This window comes from Aeribacillus sp. FSL K6-3256 (genome assembly GCF_037965805.1).
GTDB lineage: Bacteria > Bacillota > Bacilli > Bacillales > Aeribacillaceae > Aeribacillus > Aeribacillus composti.
This window is the reverse complement of record NZ_CP150188.1, coordinates 2,369,496-2,393,014: the sequence shown is the minus strand read 5'-3', so window position 1 is coordinate 2,393,014 and position 23,519 is coordinate 2,369,496. Positions and strand designations below refer to the sequence as shown.

28 protein-coding genes are annotated in these 23,519 nt (G+C 37.8%); 27 read left to right on the top strand and 1 reads right to left on the bottom strand.

The window, feature by feature from the left end; all coding sequences use genetic code 11:
• The first annotated feature begins 205 nt into the window (after nt 1-205).
• The 18 genes from prsW (at nt 206) to NSQ84_RS11370 (ending at nt 16,416) form a co-directional block, all read left to right on the top strand.
• Nucleotides 206-877: a glutamic-type intramembrane protease PrsW gene (prsW, locus tag NSQ84_RS11455; RefSeq protein WP_094246146.1), complete on the top strand. Its 672-nt coding sequence runs from the start codon at nt 206-208 to the stop codon at nt 875-877.
• A 92-nt stretch (nt 878-969) separates the two neighbouring features.
• Nucleotides 970-1,923 carry a spore cortex-lytic enzyme gene (gene sleB / locus NSQ84_RS11450; RefSeq protein ID WP_327874013.1) on the top strand — a complete coding sequence of 318 codons (954 nt, stop codon included), beginning with the start codon at nt 970-972 and terminating at the stop codon, nt 1,921-1,923.
• Nucleotides 1,924-1,937: 14 nt separating this feature from the next.
• Nucleotides 1,938-3,281: a germination protein YpeB gene (gene ypeB / locus NSQ84_RS11445; RefSeq protein ID WP_066251975.1), complete on the top strand. Its 1,344-nt coding sequence runs from the start codon at nt 1,938-1,940 to the stop codon at nt 3,279-3,281.
• A 95-nt stretch (nt 3,282-3,376) separates the two neighbouring features.
• The gene (locus tag NSQ84_RS11440; protein WP_130156168.1) at nt 3,377-4,024 is read left to right on the top strand and encodes a flagellar brake domain-containing protein; all 648 of its coding nucleotides are present in this window, start codon (nt 3,377-3,379) and stop codon (nt 4,022-4,024) included.
• A 44-nt stretch (nt 4,025-4,068) separates the two neighbouring features.
• On the top strand, nt 4,069-4,254 hold the full coding sequence (locus NSQ84_RS11435; RefSeq protein ID WP_232515564.1) for a DUF5359 family protein: 186 nt from the start codon (nt 4,069-4,071) through the stop codon (nt 4,252-4,254).
• Between the two features lie 79 nt (nt 4,255-4,333).
• Nucleotides 4,334-5,005, top strand: a complete 672-nt coding sequence (gene cmk, locus NSQ84_RS11430) for a (d)CMP kinase (protein ID WP_327874015.1) — start codon at nt 4,334-4,336, stop codon at nt 5,003-5,005.
• Nucleotides 5,006-5,008: 3 nt separating this feature from the next.
• On the top strand, nt 5,009-5,593 hold the full coding sequence (locus tag NSQ84_RS11425) for a lysophospholipid acyltransferase family protein (protein ID WP_066251969.1): 585 nt from the start codon (nt 5,009-5,011) through the stop codon (nt 5,591-5,593).
• 150 nt (nt 5,594-5,743) lie between these two features.
• A complete protein-coding gene (gene rpsA, locus NSQ84_RS11420; RefSeq protein WP_066251967.1) occupies nt 5,744-6,889 on the top strand; it encodes a 30S ribosomal protein S1 in 1,146 nt (381 codons plus the stop codon).
• Nucleotides 6,890-7,736: 847 nt separating this feature from the next.
• Nucleotides 7,737-8,333 (top strand): hypothetical protein, encoded by a 597-nt coding sequence (locus tag NSQ84_RS11415; protein WP_063388601.1) that lies wholly within the window; start codon nt 7,737-7,739, stop codon nt 8,331-8,333.
• Nucleotides 8,330-9,232: a YIEGIA family protein gene (locus NSQ84_RS11410; protein WP_063388600.1), complete on the top strand. Its 903-nt coding sequence runs from the start codon at nt 8,330-8,332 to the stop codon at nt 9,230-9,232. Before NSQ84_RS11415 ends, NSQ84_RS11410 begins: the two co-directional genes overlap by 4 nt.
• Nucleotides 9,223-9,411 (top strand): hypothetical protein, encoded by a 189-nt coding sequence (locus NSQ84_RS11405; RefSeq protein ID WP_066251964.1) that lies wholly within the window; start codon nt 9,223-9,225, stop codon nt 9,409-9,411. The genes NSQ84_RS11410 and NSQ84_RS11405 overlap by 10 nt, the downstream gene beginning before the upstream one ends.
• Nucleotides 9,412-9,601: 190 nt before the next feature.
• On the top strand, nt 9,602-10,912 hold the full coding sequence (der, locus tag NSQ84_RS11400) for a ribosome biogenesis GTPase Der (RefSeq protein WP_063388598.1): 1,311 nt from the start codon (nt 9,602-9,604) through the stop codon (nt 10,910-10,912).
• Nucleotides 10,913-10,931: 19 nt separating this feature from the next.
• Nucleotides 10,932-11,975 carry an NAD(P)H-dependent glycerol-3-phosphate dehydrogenase gene (locus tag NSQ84_RS11395; protein ID WP_311066280.1) on the top strand — a complete coding sequence of 348 codons (1,044 nt, stop codon included), beginning with the start codon at nt 10,932-10,934 and terminating at the stop codon, nt 11,973-11,975.
• 114 nt (nt 11,976-12,089) lie between these two features.
• Entirely contained in the window at nt 12,090-12,290 is a 201-nt protein-coding gene (locus NSQ84_RS11390) for a DUF2768 domain-containing protein (protein WP_063388596.1), read from the top strand.
• Nucleotides 12,291-12,310: 20 nt separating this feature from the next.
• A complete protein-coding gene (locus NSQ84_RS11385; protein WP_311066279.1) occupies nt 12,311-13,024 on the top strand; it encodes a hypothetical protein in 714 nt (237 codons plus the stop codon).
• A gap of 170 nt (nt 13,025-13,194) precedes the next feature.
• Nucleotides 13,195-14,673: a stage IV sporulation protein A gene (gene spoIVA, locus NSQ84_RS11380; RefSeq protein ID WP_063388595.1), complete on the top strand. Its 1,479-nt coding sequence runs from the start codon at nt 13,195-13,197 to the stop codon at nt 14,671-14,673.
• A 157-nt stretch (nt 14,674-14,830) separates the two neighbouring features.
• Entirely contained in the window at nt 14,831-15,835 is a 1,005-nt protein-coding gene (locus NSQ84_RS11375) for a transposase (RefSeq protein WP_152642860.1), read from the top strand.
• 164 nt (nt 15,836-15,999) lie between these two features.
• The gene (locus NSQ84_RS11370; protein WP_339211913.1) at nt 16,000-16,416 is read left to right on the top strand and encodes a hypothetical protein; all 417 of its coding nucleotides are present in this window, start codon (nt 16,000-16,002) and stop codon (nt 16,414-16,416) included.
• 468 nt (nt 16,417-16,884) lie between these two features.
• Here NSQ84_RS11370 and NSQ84_RS11365 read toward each other — a convergent pair whose 3' ends face one another.
• Nucleotides 16,885-17,379 (bottom strand): CotH kinase family protein, encoded by a 495-nt coding sequence (locus NSQ84_RS11365; RefSeq protein WP_327873676.1) that lies wholly within the window; start codon nt 17,377-17,379, stop codon nt 16,885-16,887.
• Nucleotides 17,380-17,677: 298 nt separating this feature from the next.
• Between NSQ84_RS11365 and NSQ84_RS11360 the strand changes: the two genes are divergently transcribed.
• The 9 genes from NSQ84_RS11360 to NSQ84_RS11320 all read left to right on the top strand — a co-directional run bounded on the left by NSQ84_RS11360 (nt 17,678) and on the right by NSQ84_RS11320 (nt 23,514).
• Nucleotides 17,678-17,917: a hypothetical protein gene (locus tag NSQ84_RS11360; protein ID WP_327873675.1), complete on the top strand. Its 240-nt coding sequence runs from the start codon at nt 17,678-17,680 to the stop codon at nt 17,915-17,917.
• A 333-nt stretch (nt 17,918-18,250) separates the two neighbouring features.
• Nucleotides 18,251-18,529, top strand: a complete 279-nt coding sequence (gene hbs, locus NSQ84_RS11355) for a non-specific DNA-binding protein Hbs (RefSeq protein WP_063388591.1) — start codon at nt 18,251-18,253, stop codon at nt 18,527-18,529.
• Nucleotides 18,530-18,745: 216 nt separating this feature from the next.
• On the top strand, nt 18,746-19,312 hold the full coding sequence (gene folE, locus NSQ84_RS11350) for a GTP cyclohydrolase I FolE (protein ID WP_063388590.1): 567 nt from the start codon (nt 18,746-18,748) through the stop codon (nt 19,310-19,312).
• A gap of 17 nt (nt 19,313-19,329) precedes the next feature.
• Nucleotides 19,330-19,557, top strand: a complete 228-nt coding sequence (mtrB, locus tag NSQ84_RS11345; protein WP_063388589.1) for a trp RNA-binding attenuation protein MtrB — start codon at nt 19,330-19,332, stop codon at nt 19,555-19,557.
• Between the two features lie 112 nt (nt 19,558-19,669).
• Nucleotides 19,670-20,446: a heptaprenyl diphosphate synthase component 1 gene (locus NSQ84_RS11340; protein ID WP_339211910.1), complete on the top strand. Its 777-nt coding sequence runs from the start codon at nt 19,670-19,672 to the stop codon at nt 20,444-20,446.
• A gap of 3 nt (nt 20,447-20,449) precedes the next feature.
• Nucleotides 20,450-21,175 carry a demethylmenaquinone methyltransferase gene (locus NSQ84_RS11335; RefSeq protein ID WP_063388587.1) on the top strand — a complete coding sequence of 242 codons (726 nt, stop codon included), beginning with the start codon at nt 20,450-20,452 and terminating at the stop codon, nt 21,173-21,175.
• Nucleotides 21,176-22,138 (top strand): heptaprenyl diphosphate synthase component II, encoded by a 963-nt coding sequence (gene hepT / locus NSQ84_RS11330; protein ID WP_063388586.1) that lies wholly within the window; start codon nt 21,176-21,178, stop codon nt 22,136-22,138.
• 84 nt (nt 22,139-22,222) lie between these two features.
• The gene (gene ndk, locus NSQ84_RS11325) at nt 22,223-22,669 is read left to right on the top strand and encodes a nucleoside-diphosphate kinase (protein ID WP_063388585.1); all 447 of its coding nucleotides are present in this window, start codon (nt 22,223-22,225) and stop codon (nt 22,667-22,669) included.
• Nucleotides 22,670-22,737: 68 nt separating this feature from the next.
• A complete protein-coding gene (locus NSQ84_RS11320; protein ID WP_063388584.1) occupies nt 22,738-23,514 on the top strand; it encodes a protein-glutamate O-methyltransferase CheR in 777 nt (258 codons plus the stop codon).
• The last annotated feature ends 5 nt before the right edge of the window (nt 23,515-23,519 follow it).

Sequence of the window (23,519 nt, the reverse complement as noted above, 5' to 3'; positions counted from 1 at the left end):
AAGTTTCATTTTTTCATGCTTATTTTTGATTTTCATTTTGTCATATACATGTTACCATTTTATCAAAAGGATGTTTTTAACAACTTACTGCTGCTCTAACATGAATCATCATTTCTCATTCTTTTATTTTGTTTTATTTTAAAAGGAACATTCTGATAAATCTATACATAAATAAGGAGATACTAGAAGAAAAGAGGCTGTCATTATGATTGCGATTATTACAGCAGGCATTGCACCAGGGCTGGCAATACTTTCATATTTTTATTTGAAGGATCAATATGAAATGGAACCCCTTTACATGGTGGTTAGGACGTTTATTTTCGGTGCGCTGCTTGTTTTTCCAATTATGTTTATTGAATACGTTCTGGAAACAGAAAATGTATTTCCCTCTTCTTTTTTACAAGCTTTCTTTGCTTCGAGTTTATTGGAAGAGTTTTTTAAATGGTTTATTTTTTATTTTACAATTTACTCCCATTTTCATTTTGATGAACATTACGATGGAATCGTTTATGGTGTGTCCATCTCTCTCGGCTTTGCGACATTGGAAAATATTTTATATTTAATTGCGAACGGTGTGGAGTTTGCATTCGGGCGCGCAATTTTTCCAGTCCCAAGCCATGCATTGTTCGGTGTCATCATGGGGTATTATTTAGGAAAAAGCAAATTTTCGAATGATAGGCTTAAAAAAAGATGGCTCCTTTATTCTCTAGTTATTCCGTTTCTTTTGCACGGAACGTACAATTATATCTTGCTTTCCAATGAAGACTGGAAGTTTTGGGTCACTCCGTTTATGGTGTTTTTATGGTGGTTTGGGCTTCATAAAGCAAAAAAAGCGCGCATGGTATACAAGCAAAATATCGAAACAATATCAGGATAAAAAAATTTTTGAACCGGCATGAGCCGGTTTTTTTGTTGTATAAAATGACATCTACTACAGAAAATACATGTAACGATATAAAGTGAGGAGGCATGATGATGGGAAAAAACATGAAATATCTGCTCGCAAACGCTTTTGTTTTAATCGTTTTTCTTATTCTTTCTAACAATCAGCTGCATGTTCATGCTTTTAGCGAACAAGTGATTCAGAGAGGTGCGACAGGTGATGATGTCATTGAACTGCAGGCAAGACTTCAATATAACGGATATTATCATGGGAAAATTGATGGGGTATATGGATGGAATACTTATTGGGCAGTTAGAAAATTTCAAAATAATTTTGGACTTAAAGAAGTAGATGGTTTAGTTGGTCCTGAAACAAAACAAAAGCTTTTCAATACGACAAAATATTATAAGTCTTTTGTCCACGAACAAATTCGAAAAGGCAGAGACTTTACCCATTATGGCGGAGTGCCGCTAAAAATCCAAACAGCGCCTTCTGAGGAGCTGCGCGCAAAATGGCGGAAGCAAACCGAAAAAAATCTCGCAAAAAATGTACCGCCAAAAAAACAACAAGCTGGTCAGGCTGGACAAGGGCAACAGCAGGCTGCTCCTAAACAGCAAGCAGCCCAAAATAAACAACAAACAGGGAAATCGGTACAGCCGATGGCGGTGAATATGCCTGGAGGCTTTTCACAAAATGACTTAAATCTTTTAGCCAATGCCGTTTACGGAGAAGCCCGCGGTGAGCCTTATATTGGTCAAGTAGCAATTGCGGCAGTAATTTTAAACCGACTGAACAGCCCGACATTTCCAAATACGGTTGCTGGTGTTATTTTTGAACCGGGTGCTTTTACAGCTGTCAGCGATGGACAAATATATTTGACACCAAATGAAACAGCGAGAAAAGCGGTGATGGACGCTATTAACGGGTGGGATCCGACAGAAGAAGCTCTCTATTATTTCAATCCTGATACAGCAACAAGCCCATGGATATGGACGCGGCCGCAAATCAAGAAAATCGGAAAACACATATTCTGTGAATAGTGAGGTGATTCAATATGCTTCGAGGATTATTAATCGGGCTGCTTACAGTGGCCTTAATCGGAACAGGCTACTGGGGATATAAAGAGCATCAGGAAAAAAACGCCGTATTAATTCATGCAGAAAACAATTACCAGCGGGCTTTTCACGATCTAACCTATCAAGTGGATCAGCTTCATGACAAAATTGGCGAGACACTCGCCATGAATTCGAGAAAATCATTGTCACCGGCGCTGGCGGAAGTTTGGAGAATTACATCGGAAGCGCACAATGATGTCGGCCAGCTTCCGTTAACTCTTTTGCCGTTCAATAAAACAGAGGAATTTTTGTCAAATATTGGCAAATTTAGTTATCAAACTGCAGTGAGAGATTTAAACAAAGACCCGTTAACGGATCAAGAATATGAAACGTTAAAAAAATTGTATAAAAATGCAAAAGACATACAAGACGAATTGAGAAACGTCCAGCATTTAATCTTAAAAAACAATCTGCGCTGGATGGATGTTGAACTCGCACTAGCATCAGGGCAAAAACAAATGGACAATACGATTATTGATGGATTTAAAACGGTAGAAAAAAATGTTGAAGGCTATTCCGAAACTAATTTCGGTCCAACAGCAACAGCGCTGCAAAAGCCTAAAAAAGGATTTGAACAATTAACTGGAAAGGAAATATCAGAGCAAGAAGCAAAACAAATCGCAAAACGATTTGCCCCTAAAAATGTAGAACGAGTAGATGTAACAACAAATGGTAAAGGATCAAACATTCAGTTTTACAGCATTACTATGCATGATAAAGGAAATAAACATGATGTTTATATGGATATCACGAAAAAAGGCGGTCATTTAATTTATTTATTGCACAACAGAGATATTAAACAACAAAAAATCAGCTTAAATGAAGCATCCAACCGAGCAACGGAATTTTTGAAAAAGCTAAAATTTAAGGATTTAGAGCTTTATGAGAGTGCACAATATGACAACATTGGTGTTTTCACATTTGTTTCTAATTACAAAGGTGTACGTCTATATCCAGATGCAGTTCGTTTAAAGGTAGCGTTGGACAACGGAGAAATTATAGGTTATTCTGGACGTGATTATTTAGCAGCGCACAAAAAAAGAAATTTGCCGAAACCGGCTATTACAAAAGAAGAAGCGAAAAAATCAGTCCATTCTAACGTTGAAATTCAGGAGGATCGATTAGCTGTTGTGACAAATGATGCCGGCGAAGAAGTGCTGTGCTATGAATTTTTAGGAACGATTGACCAAGACACGTACCGCATTTTCATCAACGCAATGGACGGAACGGAAGAAAAAGTGGAAAAATTGCAAAGTGCTGAACCGTTATTCAGAGAAATTTAATCACAAAAAGGGGAGTCGATTTTTAGGCTTTCCCTTTTTTTCATTTCATGCTTTAATAAATGTAGAGCGCTTATTACATTGAAAGAGTGGTAACGTTGATAAAAATTGGTACGATGATCACATTGGAACTTTCTGGCCAAGATCAAATACTAAAATGCAAACTTGTGGACCAAGAAGAAAACATTCTTTATATTGATTTTCCTATAAATAGCAAGACAGGAAAAACTGTTTTCTTACCAGACGGCACCGAGCTCGTTGCAACATTTGTGAACAGCGAAAAAAAACCGTATAAATTTCGTACTAAAGTTCTTGGCAAGAAAAAAGATAACCTCCCGATGATCATGCTTCAGGCACCTGAGTATATGGAGGAGATCCAAAGGCGGCAATTTGTCAGAATCGAGACAGCTGTTGATGTAGCCATACACGCCATTAATCAGGAATTCGCCCCATTTACAACAGTTACAAACGACATAAGTGCTGGCGGCATTTCAATCATTATTCCAAACGGTGTGGACGTACCGCTAAATGAAAATATACATATTTATATGGTGCTCACGTTTATGGACGGAACGATTGAATATTATAAGGTAACAGGGAAGGCGCTCAGAGTTGTGGAAGCGGAACATCATAAGCTCGCTTCCATAGCTTTTATCAATATTGATGAAAAGACACAGCAAAAATTGATTCGCTTTTGCTTTGAACAGCAGCTGCAAATGAAAAAGAAAGGAATTTTGAATGAATAATACCGGCACGGCTGTCCATACTATTTATAAAAAATGGCAAAAGGATGTTTTTTGTGAAGCGCTTTGAACAAATATTGATCAAATTGATCATTATACAATTCATTATGTTAATTGCCGCTCAGCTTTTTTTGCGCCATTCTGAATTGAAGCCATATTTATCAAAAGCCGTGCAATATGAAGGTGTTGGAAACATGTCCATCTCCGAATGGGTGGAAACTATCAGCCGCTAAAAGAGCAGGAAACCCCTGCTTTTCTTTCTGTATTCCAAAAAAATAGATACATATTTTTTGAAACTAGCTAGGAGGTATTATGAGTAAAAAAATTTCCATTGCAATCGACGGTCCGGCAGCTGCCGGGAAAAGCACAGTTGCCAAAAAAATCGCAAAAGATTTAGGCTATACATACATTGATACGGGTGCGATGTACAGAGCTCTCACTTTGAAAGCTTTACAGAATGGCATTTCTTTGGAGGATGAAAAAGCGCTCACCAAGCTTTTGAATGAAATGACGATTGAACTGAAGCCGGTAAATGAAGGTCAGCAAGTGCTAGTAAACGGTGAAGACGTAACGGCGATTATCCGTTCCAATGAAGTAACAAAGCATGTTTCCACTGTTTCCAAACATCCTAATGTGCGGGAGGAAATGGTGAAAAGGCAAAAACAGCTTGCAGGAAACGGCGGCGTTGTCATGGATGGCAGGGATATCGGCACTCATGTGCTGCCGAATGCGGAGTTGAAAATATTTTTAAAGGCTTCTGTAGAGGAAAGAGCAAAAAGAAGGTATGAGGAGAATTTAAGAAAAGGTTTTACATCCGATTTAACACAATTAAAGAAAGAAATTGAAGAAAGAGATAAGCTTGATTCCACGAGGGCAACTGCCCCATTAAAAAAAGCGCCGGATGCCGTCGAAATCGATACAACTTCATTGACGATTGAAGAGGTGGCGGAATTAATTAAAGAATTGGTAACAGAAAGGCTGTAAGAAATGGGTAAATTTTATCAATTTGCAAAGGCAATTGTTTACTGCTTTATTAAACCGCTCTTTCGGGTCGAAGTGATCGGAAAGGAACATTTTCCAATGGATGGTGCCGTGCTGCTTTGTTCCAATCATATTAATAATTTGGACCCTCCGACGATTGGTATCGTTTCACCAAGGCAGCTCCGTTTTATGGCAAAAGAGGAGCTGTTTAAAATTCCGGTTTTCAGCCTGATCGTCCGGGCATTGGGGGCGTTTCCGGTCAAAAGGGGCTTTTCCGATCGAGAGGCGTTAAGAACAGGCTTGAAAATATTAAAAGAAAGAGAAGTTTTAGCCATTTTTCCGGAAGGAACGAGAAGCAAAACAGGTGAACTCGGAAAAGGTTTAGCTGGTGCAGGTTTTTTTGCCTTAAGATCAGATTGTGTCGTCTTGCCATGCGCCGTCGTCAGTTCTTACAAACCGTTTCGGAAAACGAAAGTCATTTTCGGCCCAGCCATTGATTTTACATCTTATCGAAACAAAAAAATTTCAGCTGAAGAAGCGACCGATAAAATCATGACAGAAATTAGAAATTTGCTCGAAAAATATAGGTAATCAATGGATTTAACTTGACAAACGGAATTTTTTGTTAGAACTTATAGAAAAGAGGTATTTTTCATTCTATTTAGAGTAGCTTGTGACATACTAAATAGAATGGTACATATTTTGTTGAGTTGCTATGGCTTGACCAAGGAGGTAAATGGTATGGTAGAGGACATCAATCAAGGTGAAGTTTTTGTGCCTGAAGTGGGAGACGTTGTAGAGGGAATTGTAACAAAAGTGGAAGATAAGCAGGTGATTGTTGATATTAAAAATTGCAAACAAATGGGCATCATTCCGATTAGTGAACTGTCTAGTTTGCATATTGAAAAAGCTTCAGATGTTGTAGAGGAAAATGACAAGCTTGAACTAGCGGTCATTAAAGTTGAGGAAGAAGCAGTCATTTTATCGAAAAGCAAAGTGGCTGCGGATAAAGCTTGGGTGGAATTAGAGAGAAAATTTGAAAATAAAGAAGTATTTGAGGCAGAAGTGAAGGATGTCGTAAAAGGCGGTTTAGTGGTAGACCTGGGCGTCCGCGGATTTATTCCTGCTTCATTGGTTGAACCTCACTATGTTGAGGATTTTTCAGATTATAAAGGAAAAACATTGACATTGATGGTTGTGGAGCTAAACCGTGAAAAAAATCGAGTGATTTTGTCTCATCGTGCTGTAGTGGAAAAGGAGCAGGAAGAGAAAAAACAGCAAGTGCTTCAGTCGATTCAGCCTGGTGATGTATTGGAAGGAACAGTCCAACGTTTAGCCGATTTCGGAGCCTTTGTTGACATCGGCGGGATTGACGGTCTTGTACATATTTCTCAGATCTCTCATGCTCATGTAGATAAACCGTCAGATGTGCTTCAAGAAGGCGAAAAGGTAAAAGTGAAAGTTTTGTCTGTCGATCGGGATAATGGACGGGTTTCACTATCGATTAAAGAAACATTGCCTGGTCCATGGGAAAACATTTCTGAAAAAATCAAATCCGGTGATGTTGTCGAAGGAACTGTACAACGCCTCGTCTCATTCGGAGCTTTTGTTGAAGTTTTACCTGGAGTAGAAGGTCTTGTCCATATATCGCAAATTTCTAAAAAACATATAGGCACTCCTCAAGAAGTATTAGAAGAAGGACAAAAGGTAAAAGTAAAAGTGCTTGATGTAAACGAAGAAGAGAAACGGATTTCCTTAAGCATAAAGGAATTGGAAGATGATGGGCCCGGTAGTGAAGAAGATTTTCGCAAATATCGTCCGAAAGAGGAATCGACAGGATTTCAACTAAGTGAAATGATCGGAGAGCAATTAAATAAATTAAAATAAAGACAAAGGCGATTATCACGAGCTGCCCCTTGTCAAGGTGACAGCGGAATAAAAAATGATCTAAGCGGCTTTATCTCTATATTCCATAGGGCTGAGGCCGTTTAGTCGTTTTATGAGGGTAATTTGTATCGATTGCCAGTCCTCAAACGAAATCTACGTTTCGCATTTGAGCGTTCTCCAAAAAGACTCAATAAGCACCGCCCAGCATATAACGAGCTGTTTTATCATCTTCTCCACTGCTGTTCTTTTCATAAATCCTTGAGAATGATACGATCCATCCTCCCTGTAATAAGCTGTTATTGTTCGAAGCCTTGCCTAGTATATAGCTTCCATATCACTTCAATAAGCTGTCTTTTGAGTTCTGCAGTATCGGTTCGATTTTTGCTAAGCTGCTCTATATCGTGATTATATGTGCGAACAAAATTCTTCACTGCTTTTAATAAGCAAGCGATACGTCCGTTTTGCGTTCGTATCTCCATTAAAAATCAAAACTTGTGCAGATAAACAAGTGATACATCCAGCCTGTATTCATTAGCCCACAATTTTTTTGCAGAAAAACTCCCTCCTAAAAAAACAAATAATGATTTAGAAGCCTTTTTTTATGAAAAGAAATTATACGGACATTCTGCCATTAAACAGATCGGCTTATGAGTTCTAAAAAAATAGCGAAAATTCATTTCTTGACGGGCAGTGAAATGTTTACATTTTCCTCTCACAGCAATCCATCAGCAATCAATTCTCCCACAGCCCTTTAACTGCTTTTTATACGCTTTTAGCTTTGGTTTCAAAATTTGTACGGTTAGCATCCATAAATTTTTCACATAATGGAAATAGTAGGAGGTTGGAGATGGAAGGAATATATTATTATTGGTTCATGTGGATGATTTGGGTAATTGTAACATTTTGGCTTCCAAAAACGGATGCTCGTTTTTGGCTCTCCTTTTTTATATTGTTAAATATTTTAGGAAGTGCAACGTTTATACACTTTACACAAATACATGTTGGTTTTTCGTATATCTTATTTGCTTTGCTTAGTTTTTTCATCTTGTATAGAACTAAGCGTTTATTTTATTCATTATTTTCCGTTTTGATCATTACGGTTGCCTATGCAGGAGTCAAGCTGTTTTATTTATTTGATCCTGTCTGGTTTTTACTTGACGTTCAGATGTATTTATCTATATTAGGAGTCATTTTATCCAATATGCTGAGCAAAGATTTTTTTGAAGGAATGGCATTTTTTATATTGGGGTCTTGTTACGGAGAAGCTCTTTTTTCGTCTGCAGTTTATTCTTATTATCGGCCGATTGTAATAGGCGACTTTCCTTTTCTTGATATGCTGTCAATCGGAATCTTTTCATTGCTCATATGGGCGTCATTCAAAACATTCGCTGCTTCTTTAGAACATATATTCAAAAAACATGCAAGGGAGAGGCAAGGGTCATGAATGAATACACGCTTCCTATTTTTTATGGTGTCTTCGTAGGTGTGTTAGCCCGTCTTTTTATGCTAAAAACCGATTATCGCCAATATCCAACATATTTGCACGGAAAAATTATTCATATCGCACTTGGATTTATAGCGGCGGGACTCGGCACGATTGCTGTTCCGGCCATAATGGAAAAGGAGTTTACTGCCATTACTTTTTTAACGTTGGCTGCATCGCAGTTTCGCGAAGTCCGCAACATGGAAAGAAATACACTGTCAGAGCTCGATCAATATGAGCTTGTTCCTCGGGGAAGTACATATATTGAAGGAATTGCAATCGCCTTTGAAAGCAGAAATTATTTAGTGATTTTCACATCTTTATTTGTTACGCTTGCTTATTTAATCTTTGGCTTTTGGATGGCTCTTGTGATGACGGTCGTTTGCTTTATCATTTCTAAAGTGTTAATGTCTGGAGGCACATTGAAAGATATTGTTGACATTCAATATGTAAAGCCGCATTTTGACGGTGCAGGCTTGTATGTCGATGACATTTATATTATGAATATCGGCATCCCGGAAAAACGTGAACTAGTTTTAAAATATGGCATGGGGTTTATTTTGACACCAAAATCATTTGATGCGAGAACAACGATTGCCAACATCGGACAACGTCAGGCGATTCTCCATGATGTCTCAACTGCGCTGGGCGTAAACCGCGATGCGGGTGAACCATCTTTAGTCCCATTGGCAAAACGAGATCTTGAGGATGGAAGAGTCGGCGTGTTTGTGCTTCCTCAAAAACATGATTTGGATATCGCCATTCGAGTGATCAGCAACGTGCCAACGCTTGAAAATGCCATTCGCATGCCGACGGAGTCGAAGGCAAATAGGAAAGGTGAGAAAAAACGATGGTTTTAGAGAAAGCGGTTTTAGCGGTCGTTACGACAAATGAGAAAAAAATAAAAGGCGGTGCACCTGTTTTTATTTGTGATAACCAAAAAGAAATGGATTCGATTGCAAAAAATTTAGAAGCGATTCTAGATGGAATTGCTCATGCCATAAGCGAGGAAATATATATCATTGTGAAACATTTTTAAGGCAGTTGTTCAATTTCATAAACTGCTATATAATAGGGTAGTTGGAAAAAAGCTTGGTAAAAAACTTCCGGGGCATGCCGAAAAAGGAGTTAGGCGAAAACATGCTGCGATTTCTTGAAGGCGTAGCCCCTTTAACATTATACATAGTGAAAAAATGCGATGAGTTTTAAATTAGGAAGGAAGTTTTAGTATGCCGAAACCTGTTGTGGCTATTGTCGGTCGACCAAATGTCGGCAAATCGACGATTTTTAATCGAATTGTCGGTGAACGTATTTCAATTGTAGAAGATATACCTGGTGTTACCCGTGACCGTATTTATGCACCTTGTGAATGGCTGAATTTCCAATTTAACTTGATCGATACAGGTGGAATTGAAATTGGGGATGAACCGTTTCTAGCACAAATTCGTCATCAGGCGGAAATTGCGATTGAAGAAGCAGATGTAATTATTTTCATTACAAACGGTCGAGAAGGCGTAACTCCCGCTGATGAAGAAGTTGCAAAAATATTGTACCGCTCAAACAAACCCGTTGTCCTTGCCGTTAATAAAATGGACAACCCGGATATGAGGGAAAATATATATGAATTTTATTCTCTTGGCTTTGGAGAACCGTACCCGATATCAGGAGCGCATGGGCTCGGACTGGGAGATCTTTTGGATGCAGTATGCAAACATTTTCCAAAACCCCAATCAGAAAATGATGATGAAGGCATCATTAAATTTTCTTTGATTGGCCGACCAAATGTCGGCAAATCTTCCTTAGTAAATGCTATTTTAGGAGAAGAAAGAGTGATCGTCAGCGAAATTGCTGGAACAACACGAGACGCTATTGACACTAAGTTTACGTATAACAAGCAGGAGTTTGTCATCATTGATACAGCTGGCATGAGAAAAAAAGGAAAAATTTATGAGACAACAGAAAAATACAGTGTTTTGCGGGCGCTTAAAGCGATTGAACGCTCTGACGTAGTGTTAGTTGTTTTAAATGCAGAGGAAGGAATTATTGAACAAGACAAGCGAATTGCTGGCTACGCCCATGAAGCCGGGAAAGCCGTTGTCATTGTAGTAAACAAATGGGATGCAGTGGAAAAAGATGAAAGAACGATGAGAGAGTTTGAAAAAGATATTCGCGATCAATTTTTATTTTTAGACTATGCGCCAATCGTCTTTTTGTCTGCAAAAACGAAGAAAAGATTGCACACATTAATGCCTCAAATTATTCTTGCCAGCGAGAATCATGCGATGCGTGTCCAAACAAACGTATTGAATGATGTGATCATGGATGCCGTTGCTATGAATCCGACTCCAACGGACCATGGTACGAGATTAAAAATCTATTATGCAACACAAGTTTCTGTTAAACCGCCTACATTTGTCATATTTGTAAATGATCCGGAGCTTCTTCATTTTTCATACGAACGTTTTTTGGAAAATCGCATTCGCGATGCATTCGGGTTTGAAGGAACCCCTATTAAAATCATTGCGAGAAAAAGAAGATAAATAAAAGGAAGTGAGCAATTTGGCGAAGGTGGCAATATTGGGAGCTGGAAGCTGGGGAACAGCGCTTGCAATAGTTCTTTGCGACAATGGTCATGAAGTGTATCTTTGGGGACATCGGAAAGAACATATAGAAGCGATCAATCGTACAAAAAAAAATGAGAAATATTTGCCAAATGTCCCATTGCCGGACAATTTAACCGGATTTTATTCCTTAAAGGATGCGGTTGAAAATGTGGAAACGATTGTCTTGGCAGTCCCGACAAAAGCGATAAGAGAAGTGCTGAGTCAATTAAGAGAAGCCATTGATCGGACGATTTTAATTGTCCATGTTTCAAAAGGGATTGAGCCGGGTTCATTAAAAAGAATTTCCGAAATTATTGAAGAAGAAATGCCTCCTCACCTTTTGAAGGACGTAGTTGTATTATCAGGTCCAAGCCATGCGGAAGAAGTGTCTTTGAGACAGCCGACAACAGTGACTTCTGCGAGCAAAAATATTCAAGCAGCAAAATTTGTTCAAGATTTATTTATTAACCGTTATTTTCGTGTGTATACGAATCCGGATATAATCGGGGTTGAAATTGGAGGAGCGCTGAAAAACATTATTGCTTTAGCTGCCGGAATCAGCGACGGTCTTGGATACGGGGACAATGCGAAGGCTGCTTTAATAACTAGAGGATTGGCGGAAATTTCGAGATTAGGCTGTAAAATGGGTGCCAATCCATTAACATTTTCTGGTCTTGCCGGAATCGGCGACTTAATTGTCACTTGCACAAGTGTGCATTCCCGCAATTGGCGTGCCGGCCATTTGCTAGGAAAGGGTAAAAAACTAGATGAAGTTTTAGAAAGCATGGGAATGGTTGTCGAAGGAGTAAGAACAACAAAAGCAGCTAAACAGCTTTCTGAAAAATATTCAGTAAAAATGCCGATTGCCAATGTCCTTTATGAAGTGCTGTTTCACGAAAAAGATCCGAAAGAAGCAGTCGAAGAGCTTATGGCGAGAGTTAAAACGCATGAAATGGAAGATCTTGTGAACATTTTAGAAAATCGAAATGAAGAACTGTAGCACATTTCCCAGCTGCTTCAGTTTTTTTTTGAATTCGATTCTTATATGGAAAACAATTGCGTGAAAAAGAGCATATGTTAAAATGATTGGTAGGAATAAAAGGAGTGGATCACAATGTCAGAAGGTCTAATGAAAATGTGGATTGCTCTCACAGCGATGGCCTTTATGTTTATCGCGGTCTTTTCCATATACTTGAGCCGTTTTAAACTAAAAGGATTTTTGAAATCTATCACAGCAGTGATTGCTTATTTTTTTATGATTTTAGCAGGAATTATCATTTTTTTCGTAGTCTTTTCCGGACCGACAAGCGAGTAGGCAAAGTGAGGAAGACGAGGATGAACAAGAAAAGCATAATGAAATCTTTCATCTCTATCATGTTTGTTTTGCTTTTATCTGGATGTTTATACCCAGAAGAACGATTACATAAAAATGAAATACCTTATGAAGCGCAAATACAATCCGTGCAAAAAGCAGTAGAACAATATAAAGCTGATACGGAAGGGCTTTTGCCGATTAAAACGAGAGACAAATCAACGCCTATTTATGAAAAATACCCTATTGATTTCAATCTGTTGATTCCTGAATATTTGCCTGAGCCCCCTGGCACCGCGTTTGAAAATGGAGGTATTTACTTATATGTTTTAGTCGATGTGGAAAAAAATCCAACCGTAAAGCTGATCGATTTACGAATAGCAGAGGCGATCCGTGAACTAAAGATGAGGATCAATGCTCATGAATATCCTCCTTATGAAAAGCAAATAGCGAAAAATGTATTTACACTGAAGTATAAAAAGCTAGGATTAAAAGAGCCTCCTCATGTGAAGAGTCCGTACTCAGGGGAAAATCTTCCGCTTGTGATCGACAACAATCGAGAAGTTTACGTTGATTACAGCTTAGATTTATACCGTGCCATTAAGGAATCAAAAAGATCATTCAAAGAGGGGGAAGATATCCGTCATTTGCTAGTAGAAAACTCTCCGTTCGTCCCTGCATTTTCCCTTCCATATACTGTGAATGAAAAAAATGAACCGGTATTTTTAATAAAATAAGTCATGAACCTTTTTCTTAAGAATACAATTTAAGAGAAAGGTTCTTTTCTTTTTGGAAGAAATTCTTTTTTTACAGTCATAACTAGATAGGACAACATCATAAATATGTAATGACTAAAGAATTGTAAATGTATGGATGTTATAAGACTTGAAAGTCGGGAGGGAATCACTTGGAAAAGGTAGATATTTTCAAAGACATTGCAGAGCGAACTGGCGGCGATATTTATCTAGGGGTCGTTGGTGCAGTTAGAACTGGTAAATCAACATTCATAAAAAAGTTTATGGAATTAGTTGTTCTTCCCAATATTGAAAATGAAGCGGATAAAGCACGTGCTCAAGATGAGCTCCCTCAGAGCGCAGCAGGCAAAACCATTATGACAACGGAGCCAAAGTTTGTCCCGAATCAAGCGGTCACCGTCCATGTTGATGAAGGCCTTGATGTCAATATAAGATTAGTAGATTGCGTAGGATATACAGTGCCTGGTGCAAAGGGATACGAAGATGAAAATGGGCCGAGAATGATCAACACTCCATGGTATGAGGAGCCGATCCCGTTTCATGAAGCAGCGGAAATTGGCACCCGCAAGGTTATTCAAGACCACTCAACAATTGGTGTAGTCGTCACAACAGACGGTTCAATTGGCGAAATTCCTAGAAAAGATTACGTAGAAGCGGAAGAACGAGTAATTGAAGAGTTAAAAGAAGTCGGAAAACCATTTATTATGATTATTAATTCTGTGCATCCTCATCATCCGGATACGGAGGCTTTAAGAAAAGAATTAAATGAAAAATATGATATTCCAGTTCTTGCTATGAGCGTGGAAAGCATGAGGGAAATTGATGTAACGAATGTATTGAGAGAAGCGCTTTTCGAATTTCCTGTCTTGGAAGTCAATGTGAATTTGCCCAGCTGGGTGATGGTGCTGAGAGAAGATCATTGGCTTCGCACGAGCTATCAAGAAACGGTGAAAGAAACAGTAAAAGATATCAAACGTCTGCGTGATGTCAATCAAGTTGTCCAGCAGTTCAGTGAGTATGATTTTATTGAGCGGGCTGGACTAGCTGGTATTCAAATGGGCCAAGGGATTGCGGAGATCGATTTGTTTGCGCCGGATGAGCTGTACGATCAAATTTTAAAAGAAGTTGTCGGTGTTGAAATACGCGGGAAGGATCATCTGCTTGAGCTCATGCAAAATTTTGCACACGCTAAGGCGGAATACGATCAAGTAGCCGATGCTTTAAAAATGGTAAAACAGACAGGTTACGGCATAGCAGCACCGGCTTTATCAGATATGAGTCTGGATGAACCGGAAATTATCCGCCAAGGATCGAGATTCGGCGTCCGGCTCAAAGCAGTCGCACCTTCCATTCATATGATTAAAGTAGATGTTGAATCTGAATTTGCACCGATCATTGGCACAGAAAAACAAAGTGAAGAGCTTGTGCGTTATTTAATGCAAGATTTTGAAGAAAATCCTTTGTCCATATGGAATTCCGATATATTCGGAAGAAGCTTAAGCTCGATCGTCAGAGAAGGAATACAGGCAAAATTGTCGTTGATGCCTGAAAATGCCCGCTACAAATTAAAAGAAACATTGGAAAGAATCATCAACGAGGGGTCAGGCGGGCTCATAGCAATCATATTATAAAAGATCAAAAGGTCAAAAACAACGGTTTTTTGGCCGTTGTTTTTTTCACAAGGGGCAAACGAGTGAGCCCTGTTTTTTTTCTTAGACGGAATAAATAACACCAACATTAAATTTAGGTTATAATAGACCTGAATTTTATTTAAGTTGGTGATTATTTATGCGTACCAAAAATAGATTAAATCCAATCGAATCAAAATACTTTAGACCCGAGATAACTAATTGTCCAGAATGTGGTAATAAATTAGTATACTGTCACCCTGTTTGGAGAAAAACAATTTCTACCCTAAAAGGTGAATTTAAAATCATAAATCTAGGATACCGATGTGAGAATAACTCCTGTTCTAATGACACCGTATATCGTTCAGCTGAAGCCGAACAATTAAGTATGAAGCACATTACTTATGGAATGGATGTCATCGCATATATCGGATATTTACGGTTTAAAGAACATAAGACTCGATCTGAGATAGCTACTATATTATCGGAAAAAGAAGTGAAAATTTCTGAGAGGCAAGTACAGAAACTTTATGAAAGATATGCGTTATTACTGCGGGCAAGCGTTAAAGAAAATATGAAAGAGACATTAGAAAATATTGTGAAAGAACATGGAGGACTTGTCTTATCTATTGATGGTGTCCAACCCGAAAAAGGTAACGAAACATTGTATGTCATCCGTGAAGTTCTTAGTGGTACTATTTTAGCTGCACATAATTTAAAAAGCAGTGCTTCTCAAGAACTGATAGGTATTATTCAACCCATTTTAGACTGGGGTTATCCAATCCAAGGTTTTATCAGTGATGGGCAACAATCCATTCGTTTAGCAATTGAACAAATAGCTCCAGATATTCCGTATCAATATTGTCAGTTTCATTACTTTAAAGACATAGCCAAACCATTAGTTGAAAAAGATAGAAAACTAAAAACGAATATCAAAAAGAAGCTAAGGGGAATAAGGGAAGTTGAAAGAAAAATTGAAAATTCTCCATCTAAAAACATAGAAGAAGAGGTAGCAAGTGACTATATTGCGGCTATTCGATCCGTTCTTCTAGAAGATGGTAAGCCACCATTCGAATTACCAGGCACTTGTGTTTTTGAACGAACGAATGCGATTAAAGATTCGATTGAAAAATGCCTGGATAAAAAAGGGGACTCCTCTACTTGAAAAGTTGTTCAGAATAGTCAGAAATGTGGATAACTATAAGGAAGATTATCAACTCGTAAAACGTTGGGATACACGATTTAAAAGGATTGCCACCATTATGGAACCTTCTGAGAATAAAACAAGTTTTTGGGTCGAAAACAGATTGAAGCAATATTTAAAACCAAATGGAAAAAGAGCTCAATCGGAAAGAAGATCAACCGTTTGTAGAGAACCTATTAAAGTATAGTAAAGGATTTTGGAAAGGACTTTTCACCTTTTATGATTATCCACTTATACCGAGAACGAATAATGATTTAGAACTCTTTTTTAGAAGAATAAAGCAAAAACACCGAAGAATCACAGGTAGTCGGACTTGGAATCGATATATTATCCGACACGGTGAAAACATTGTATTTGTAGAAAATGTCTCTAATGAACAGGAAGGGCTACAAATGATAAAAAATGTTAATTATTCAGCATATAAAACTGAAGCGAATAAATGGGAACAACGTATTGGCGAGCATATAAAACAAAGAAGATTCAAAAAAGAACCAAATGAATATTTAAACACTATTGAAGAGAAATGGAAAAGGCACAACTAATTTATTGTGTTGGTTGTGCCGTCTAAGTTTTTTTTGACAAGAAGTTCTGCCCTGCGTTTTCCGGCCTTTGAAAAGACACATCATTTTTTTAAAAAGGTTAAACAACTTAGCGAAAAAACCGAATTTGAAGGTATTCGTACTGAAATAATTTTATTAGGTGGCGGAAGCTGTCGCTTTTCGAAGCGTTTTGTTCAACATCTTCCAATTGTAAAGGTTTGAAATTTGTCTTAGAATTTTCTGTAATGCTTTTAATGTGTTTCAATTGGTAGTAAACAACATTGTTTGATTCGAATAAATAGAGGGACAAATAATCAGTTTTTACATCAAGCAGCAAACCGCTTTTGCTTTCAGGACCGCCTCTATTCACCTTAATAATATGAAAACGGCTTGTTTCTCCATGAAAGTAAAGTGCGTAATTGTGAACAAAACCATCGTAATTTTGTGTGCAAATAACACCTGTCAGCCATTTTAATATTGCTCCACGTCTAAAGATTGTTCAATTTCTTCAGAAAATTGGGACGAAGTGCTTGTATTAACAAAATAAATAAATTGTTCGAACTTACTAAAATCGTCATTTTCCCCGTATTTTAGCTCATATCCTTGTGATAAGCTTTTTTTTACCTTTTGGTCTAAATCGCTGTAAAACGAAAAATTAGCATCACCATCTATTGCATAAAAAATTGGGCCTTTAGGCAGTTTTCTTTTTGCTAAAAAATCTTCATTGACGGATTCAAGGCGTAAATAAATGTCTTGATGGATTCTATTGATCGATAAAAGGGTGAATTTTGTTTCGGGGACGTATACTCCTATGCGGTCGAAAAAATAATAAGAAAGCTTATTGCGAATCAGTGAAGGATCAAAATATTCCGCATTTAAATGAAATTCCTTTTCGTTATTGTATTTTGAAGGACGGTAATATTTTATAAAAAAAGATTTTTTTCGCTTTCCTAGTATGAGAGCCACGATACATTATATCCCCATCGATCTTCTTCTTCCCTAAATAAACCATGACGGGAACTCCGTCTTCATCCCATTTATTTTTTCATAAAAAAAGAAAATCTTTCGGATGAATGTATAAGGAAATTTTCTCCAAGTCTTTTTCCATTTGATCCCTCTTTTCACTGTTTTTCATTTAAATAGTATGAATGTGGATAAAACATGCCACTGTTGGTAAACGCACATTTTTTTAACGATTTAAAAGTCCAAACGAATTAATGTAAAGACACAGATGCTATACAAAATAAAAGGGGAGGGCAGAATAGTGATTTCCGAAAAAGTGATGAAAGAAGCATTTCATAGCGGGGGAGAAAAAGGGTTGAAACATTTTTATTTCCAAGAACCTGAAGGAAGAAGAAGATCGGATAAAACAAGCGGCAGCCGGAGAAGAAGCCACGACAGCAAGCATAAAAAACAAGCGGCAGCAGGGATTTTAAACATACGAAAAGAAAAAAAATTCGGCGCTTTGAAAACGGAAATATGTGGGAGATGCGTTTTTAAATGATGGAAGGGTTGACTGCTCATGCAGTCTCCCCCTATTGTTTTGGCGAACTTTTTGCCAAATCGATTGAAAAATGACTGAAATTAATAGAATTGTGCTTGATTCTGCCATTATTGTTATGATAATCTTTTTACAGAAATTCTTCTCTCATAAGGATGAATCATCCTTTGCAACCAATTTGAAAATGAAAAACTGTTGAAATGAAATATTGTTTCATTTATGATAAGCTAGTCACCAACTTCTTGTTGTTGCATGTATAGAATTCTTAAAAGCTGTGAAGAAATGTATAATAGCTGGATTTTCATGAAACTTTTTTGGGAGGAGGTGAAACATTAAATGAACAAAACAGAATTAATCAACGCTGTAGCAGAAGCTAGCGAATTATCCAAAAAGGATGCAACGAAAGCTGTAGATGCTGTTTTCGATACAATTTTAGAATCTTTGAAAAAAGGTGACAAAGTTCAACTCATCGGTTTTGGAAACTTTGAAGTGCGTGAGCGTTCAGCGCGCAAAGGTCGCAATCCTCAAACTGGTGAAGAAATTGAAATTCCGGCAAGCAAAGTGCCTGCGTTTAAACCAGGCAAAGCTCTTAAAGATGCAGTTGCTGGCAAGTAATGAAATGAACGCACACAATTAAGAAATGAGTAGCGACTACATATGCTCGCTGCATTTCTTCACAGAATAAGCCCCTTTTTGGGGCTTTTCCTATTTAGGCGAGATTGTTCAGAAAAGTTTTCTGTTCTATTTGCGGGAAAGGAAGCTTCATTTTGCTTTTTTTTCATTAATTGTGCTAGAATCGGTATGAATGAATGACAATAGGAGGAGCCGAGTATGCCAAAAATTAATAAAGAGCAAATAGAACAGGCAGTACGTTTAATTATAGAAGCTATAGGGGAGGATCCTAATAGGGAAGGATTGGCTGATACACCTAAGCGGGTTGCCAATATGTATGAGGAAATTTTTTCAGGTATAGATCAGGATCCTAAAGAATATTTTCAAACCGTATTTGAAGAGGATCATGAAGAGCTTGTTTTAGTAAAGGATATTCAATTTTTTTCAATGTGCGAACACCATCTAGTTCCTTTTTTCGGTAAAGTACATATTGCATACATACCAAAAGGCGGCAAAGTGACTGGACTAAGCAAACTAGCCCGCGCTGTTGAAGCGGTTGTAAAAAAACCACAGCTGCAAGAACGGATTACGTCAACGATTGCCGACAGCATAGTCGAATCATTGGATCCTCACGGTGTGATGGTCGTTGTTGAAGCGGAGCATATGTGCATGACAATGCGCGGAGTGAAAAAGCCTGGATCAATCACTGTAACGTCAGCGGTCAGAGGATGTTTTTTAAATGATGCTGCGGCAAGAAGCGAAGTGCTGTCATTAATAAAAAAATAAACGGTAGGTGTTGATAGATGAATCCGAATCAAAATGATTATGTGGTTATTAAAGCAATTGAAGATGGCGTCAATGTGATTGGTTTGACAAGAGGTTCCGATACTAGGTTCCACCATTCCGAAAAGCTTGACAAAGGAGAAGTAATGATAGCTCAATTTACGGAACACACTTCTGCCATTAAAATTCGCGGCAAGGCGCTTATTCAAACAAGCTATGGAGAGATTGAGAGCGGCGAGAGAAAATAAGCAGGATTTCTGCTTTTACTTTTTCGACAAAGCCTGAATGAAAAAATGTGGTTATGATATAATAAAATTTGTTAATGTTAGTTTAGATATATGGGGGACAAGGGTGATAATGATGGAAATCTATCAAAAGCTGGAGCAAATAAAACGTTCGCTAGACCAATATTTTTCACATCCTGTGTTTAAACAATATATTCAAAAGCCTGTAATTGATGAAGACAAGCTGCTACTGTTTTACGCGCTTTTTGAAGAAGCGGAAATAGCAGATGAAAAGAAGGAAAAATATGTTGTGACCGCCATGCTTGTTCAATCAGCCCTTGATACCCATGATTTAGTAACGACAACGGAATGTGAAAATAGGAAGCTTTTTGTTGAAAGACAATTAAATGTTATTGCAGGTGATTATTTCAGCGGACTATATTATTTTATTCTTTCTGAAATTCAAGACTTGAAAATGGTTCGTGCGCTTGCAACCGCGATTAAAGAAATTAATGAGCATAAAATTCGTCTTTACGACCGAAGCTGCCAGTCGATTGAAGCAATAGTCGAAAGCATCGTCATTGTGGAAACCGCGTTATTTCAACGGATCGGAGAGCATTTTCAAATTGAGACGTGGCCGGAAATTTCCAAAACATATTTAACATATAAACGTTTATGTGAAGAAAAACATAAATACGATAAAAATAGCCAGTCCGTTTTAACACAATTTCAAAAGAAATCTAAAAGCCCGATTGATTTAGTTGGAACTTTCATAGAATGCTGCAATCATTATTTCTGGGAAATTAATAAACTGTTGGAAAAAAGTCTGAAATATTCGCCTGCCGTAAAACAATTTATTATGAACCGAATTCATGTATTACGGTTTTCGCATATGATAGTGGAGGAAGGTTAAAAAATGCAGCAATCGAAAGAAGAACGTGTGCACCGCGTATTTGAAAAAATTTATAAAAATTATGACCGGATGAATTCTGTGATCAGCTTTAATCGTCATATTGCATGGCGAAAAGAAACGATGCGGAGAATGAATGTGAAAAAAGGTTCCTACGCACTCGATGTTTGCTGCGGAACGGGGGACTGGACGCTTGCGCTCGGGGAAGCAGTCGGGCAAAACGGAAAGGTCATAGGACTTGATTTTAGCCAAAATATGTTAAGCATCGGTGAGGAAAAGGCAAAGGAAAGACAATTTTCCAATATTTCATTTATTCACGGCAATGCGATGGATTTGCCGTTTCCTGAAAACGAGTTTGATTATGTGACCATCGGGTTTGGCCTCAGAAATGTTCCTGATTATATGCAGGTTCTATCGGAAATGTACCGCGTATTGAAACCCGGAGGAATGGTAGTTTGTTTGGAGACATCACAGCCGACCTTGATTGGCTTCAAACAGCTTTACTATTTTTATTTTCGCTTTATCATGCCTTTATTCGGCAAGATATTTGCTAAAAGCTATGAAGAATATTCTTGGCTGCAGGAGTCCGCGCGTCAATTTCCTGGCATGAAAGAGCTGAAAAAAATGTTCGAGCAAACTGGTTTTATAAATGTAGAAGTGAAGCCATTTACAGGCGGTGTTGCAGCAATGCACTTAGGTTATAAACCGAAATTGGAAACAAAGGTGAAATAAATGAAGTTAAAATCATTCTATTCCTTTTTAACAAAAGACCTTGAAGTGATTGAAAATGAATTGCTGTCTTCCGTACAAACAAAAGATCCGTTAATACGTGAAGCCGGGATTCATCTTCTTCAAGCAGGGGGAAAACGGATTCGCCCTGTTTTTGTATTGTTGTCAGGAATGTTCGGAGATTATAACATTGACCGTATGAAACCGGTTGCCGTCGCTTTAGAGCTGATTCACAGCGCCTCATTGGTACACGATGACGTCATCGACAATGCTGAGCTGCGAAGAGGAAAACCAACAGTTAATGCAAAATGGGACAATCGCATTGCCATGTATGTTGGAGATTACTTATTCGCACGGGCTCTTGAAATCATAACAGAGCTGGACGAGCCGCTTATTCACCGAGTTCTTTCGAAAGCTCTTGTTGAACTCTGTTTAGGAGAAATCGAACAAATCAACGATAAATACAATTTTGATCAGTCTTATCGGACGTATGTCAAACGAATTAAAAGAAAAACAGCTTTATTAATTGCTGTCAGCTGCCAATTGGGCGCTCTTGCCTCCGGCGCTCCAGAATCCGTTTGTAAAAAGCTTTATTTGTACGGTTATTATGTTGGAATTTCGTATCAAATTATTGACGATCTTTTAGATTTTACCTCTACGGAAGAAGAGCTTGGAAAACCAGTTGGGAGCGATTTACTTCAAGGAAACATTACCCTTCCTGTTTTGTTTGCCATGCAAAATGAAGAATTAAGAAAAAAAATTGTCAAAATCAATAATCAAACAACTGCTGAAGAAATCAAGCCGATTATTTATGAAATTAAAAAATCAAGAGCAATCGAACAGTCGATGAATATTAGTGACCGCTATTTGCAGAAGAGCTTTCATCAATTGGAAGGCCTCAAGCACGGGAAAGCGCGAACTTCGCTATACAATATTGCCAAATATATTGGAAAAAGGAAATTTTAGTTTGCGTAACCGCTTTAATAATGATACTATTTTCTTGTGGATTTTGTACTTATACATAAAGAAATTTTCGAGGTGGATGTGTTGATGGAAAAGACGTTTTTAATGGTAAAGCCTGATGGTGTACAACGGCAGCTGATTGGACAAATCGTTTCAAGATTTGAGCAAAAAGGGCTGAAGCTTATCGGTGCAAAATTAATGAAAATCTCTGAAGAATTGGCCCAGCAGCATTATGGAGAACATAAAGAAAAGCCTTTTTTCAATGAACTCGTTCAATTCATCACTTCAGGACCGGTTTTTGCAATGGTTTGGGAAGGCGAAAATGCAATCGAAATTGCCCGTCAAATGATGGGAAAAACCAATCCAAAGGATGCCCTTTCTGGAACAATTCGCGGCGATTTTGGTTTAACAGTAGGGAAGAATGTAATTCACGGTTCTGATTCACCTGAAAGCGCTGAGCGGGAAATTCAATTGTTTTTTAAAGCTGAAGAGCTTGTAGAATATGACCGTGAAATTGATGCATGGATCTATTAACATCTGACCCTAATCAAACAATGGTTTGATTAGGGTTTTCTACATTACATTCGGGGGAAGATCGGAAAGTGACAGATAAGGACTATGTTGCATTTATCGAAAAGATAAAAAGAAAAAGCGGGATTGACCTGTCGTTATATAAAGAGACTCAAATGAAAAGAAGATTAAAATCATTGTATGAAAAAAAAGGCTTTCAATCCTTTCACGAGTTTTTTTTAGCGATGGAAAAGGATAAATGTTTATACAATCTGTTTTTAGATCGGATGACTATTAATGTTTCTGAATTTTTTCGCAACTATCAGCGCTGGAACATCCTTGAAAAAAAATTGCTTCCGCGTTTGCTGAATGGTAAAAAACATATAAAGGTTTGGAGCGCTGCCTGCTCAACGGGAGAAGAACCTTACACAATTGCGATGATTTTAGCACAAAATTCGCTATTGAAAGACTCATATATATTAGCCACAGATATAGATGAACAAGCGATTAAAACAGCACAAATTGGAATTTATCCGGAAAGATCGCTAAAAGAAGTACCTCTTGAATATAAAACTAATTATTTTCAGCAAGAAGGCTCTTTCTATCATGTAAAAGAAGACATTAAACGCTCGGTTACTTTTAGAAAGCATAATTTGCTGTCAGACCGCTTTGAAACAGATTTTGATTTGATCGTATGCCGAAACGTCCTCATTTATTTTACTGAGTCTGCGAAAAAAGAGCTTTATGAAAAATTCAGCAACTCGCTTAGACGAAACGGGATTTTATTTGTTGGCAGCACAGAGCAAATTTTCACTCCGGAAAAATATGGATTAAAAACGATCGAAACGTTTTTTTATACACGATTGTAGCAATA

Bases quoted from the DNA above. Each gene is read 5' to 3' on its own strand.
- rpsA (WP_066251967.1), top strand. From the start codon at position 5,744: ATGGTAGAGGACATCAATCAAGGTGAAGTTTTTGTGCCTGAAGTGGGA.
- NSQ84_RS11405 (WP_066251964.1), top strand. From the start codon at position 9,223: ATGGTTTTAGAGAAAGCGGTTTTAGCGGTCGTTACGACAAATGAGAAA.
- NSQ84_RS11370 (WP_339211913.1), top strand. From the start codon at position 16,000: ATGGAAAAAGAGCTCAATCGGAAAGAAGATCAACCGTTTGTAGAGAAC.
- NSQ84_RS11385 (WP_311066279.1), top strand. From the start codon at position 12,311: ATGAACAAGAAAAGCATAATGAAATCTTTCATCTCTATCATGTTTGTT.
- der (WP_063388598.1), top strand. From the start codon at position 9,602: ATGCCGAAACCTGTTGTGGCTATTGTCGGTCGACCAAATGTCGGCAAA.
- folE (WP_063388590.1), top strand. From the start codon at position 18,746: ATGCCAAAAATTAATAAAGAGCAAATAGAACAGGCAGTACGTTTAATT.
- NSQ84_RS11335 (WP_063388587.1), top strand. From the start codon at position 20,450: ATGCAGCAATCGAAAGAAGAACGTGTGCACCGCGTATTTGAAAAAATT.
- hbs (WP_063388591.1), top strand. From the start codon at position 18,251: ATGAACAAAACAGAATTAATCAACGCTGTAGCAGAAGCTAGCGAATTA.
- NSQ84_RS11340 (WP_339211910.1), top strand. From the start codon at position 19,670: ATGGAAATCTATCAAAAGCTGGAGCAAATAAAACGTTCGCTAGACCAA.
- ypeB (WP_066251975.1), top strand. From the start codon at position 1,938: ATGCTTCGAGGATTATTAATCGGGCTGCTTACAGTGGCCTTAATCGGA.
- mtrB (WP_063388589.1), top strand. From the start codon at position 19,330: ATGAATCCGAATCAAAATGATTATGTGGTTATTAAAGCAATTGAAGAT.
- hepT (WP_063388586.1), top strand. From the start codon at position 21,176: ATGAAGTTAAAATCATTCTATTCCTTTTTAACAAAAGACCTTGAAGTG.
- cmk (WP_327874015.1), top strand. From the start codon at position 4,334: ATGAGTAAAAAAATTTCCATTGCAATCGACGGTCCGGCAGCTGCCGGG.
- NSQ84_RS11410 (WP_063388600.1), top strand. From the start codon at position 8,330: ATGAATGAATACACGCTTCCTATTTTTTATGGTGTCTTCGTAGGTGTG.
- NSQ84_RS11415 (WP_063388601.1), top strand. From the start codon at position 7,737: ATGGAAGGAATATATTATTATTGGTTCATGTGGATGATTTGGGTAATT.
- NSQ84_RS11375 (WP_152642860.1), top strand. From the start codon at position 14,831: ATGCGTACCAAAAATAGATTAAATCCAATCGAATCAAAATACTTTAGA.
- NSQ84_RS11390 (WP_063388596.1), top strand. From the start codon at position 12,090: ATGTCAGAAGGTCTAATGAAAATGTGGATTGCTCTCACAGCGATGGCC.
- NSQ84_RS11435 (WP_232515564.1), top strand. From the start codon at position 4,069: ATGTTTTTTGTGAAGCGCTTTGAACAAATATTGATCAAATTGATCATT.
- sleB (WP_327874013.1), top strand. From the start codon at position 970: ATGATGATGGGAAAAAACATGAAATATCTGCTCGCAAACGCTTTTGTT.
- NSQ84_RS11425 (WP_066251969.1), top strand. From the start codon at position 5,009: ATGGGTAAATTTTATCAATTTGCAAAGGCAATTGTTTACTGCTTTATT.
- prsW (WP_094246146.1), top strand. From the start codon at position 206: ATGATTGCGATTATTACAGCAGGCATTGCACCAGGGCTGGCAATACTT.
- ndk (WP_063388585.1), top strand. From the start codon at position 22,223: ATGGAAAAGACGTTTTTAATGGTAAAGCCTGATGGTGTACAACGGCAG.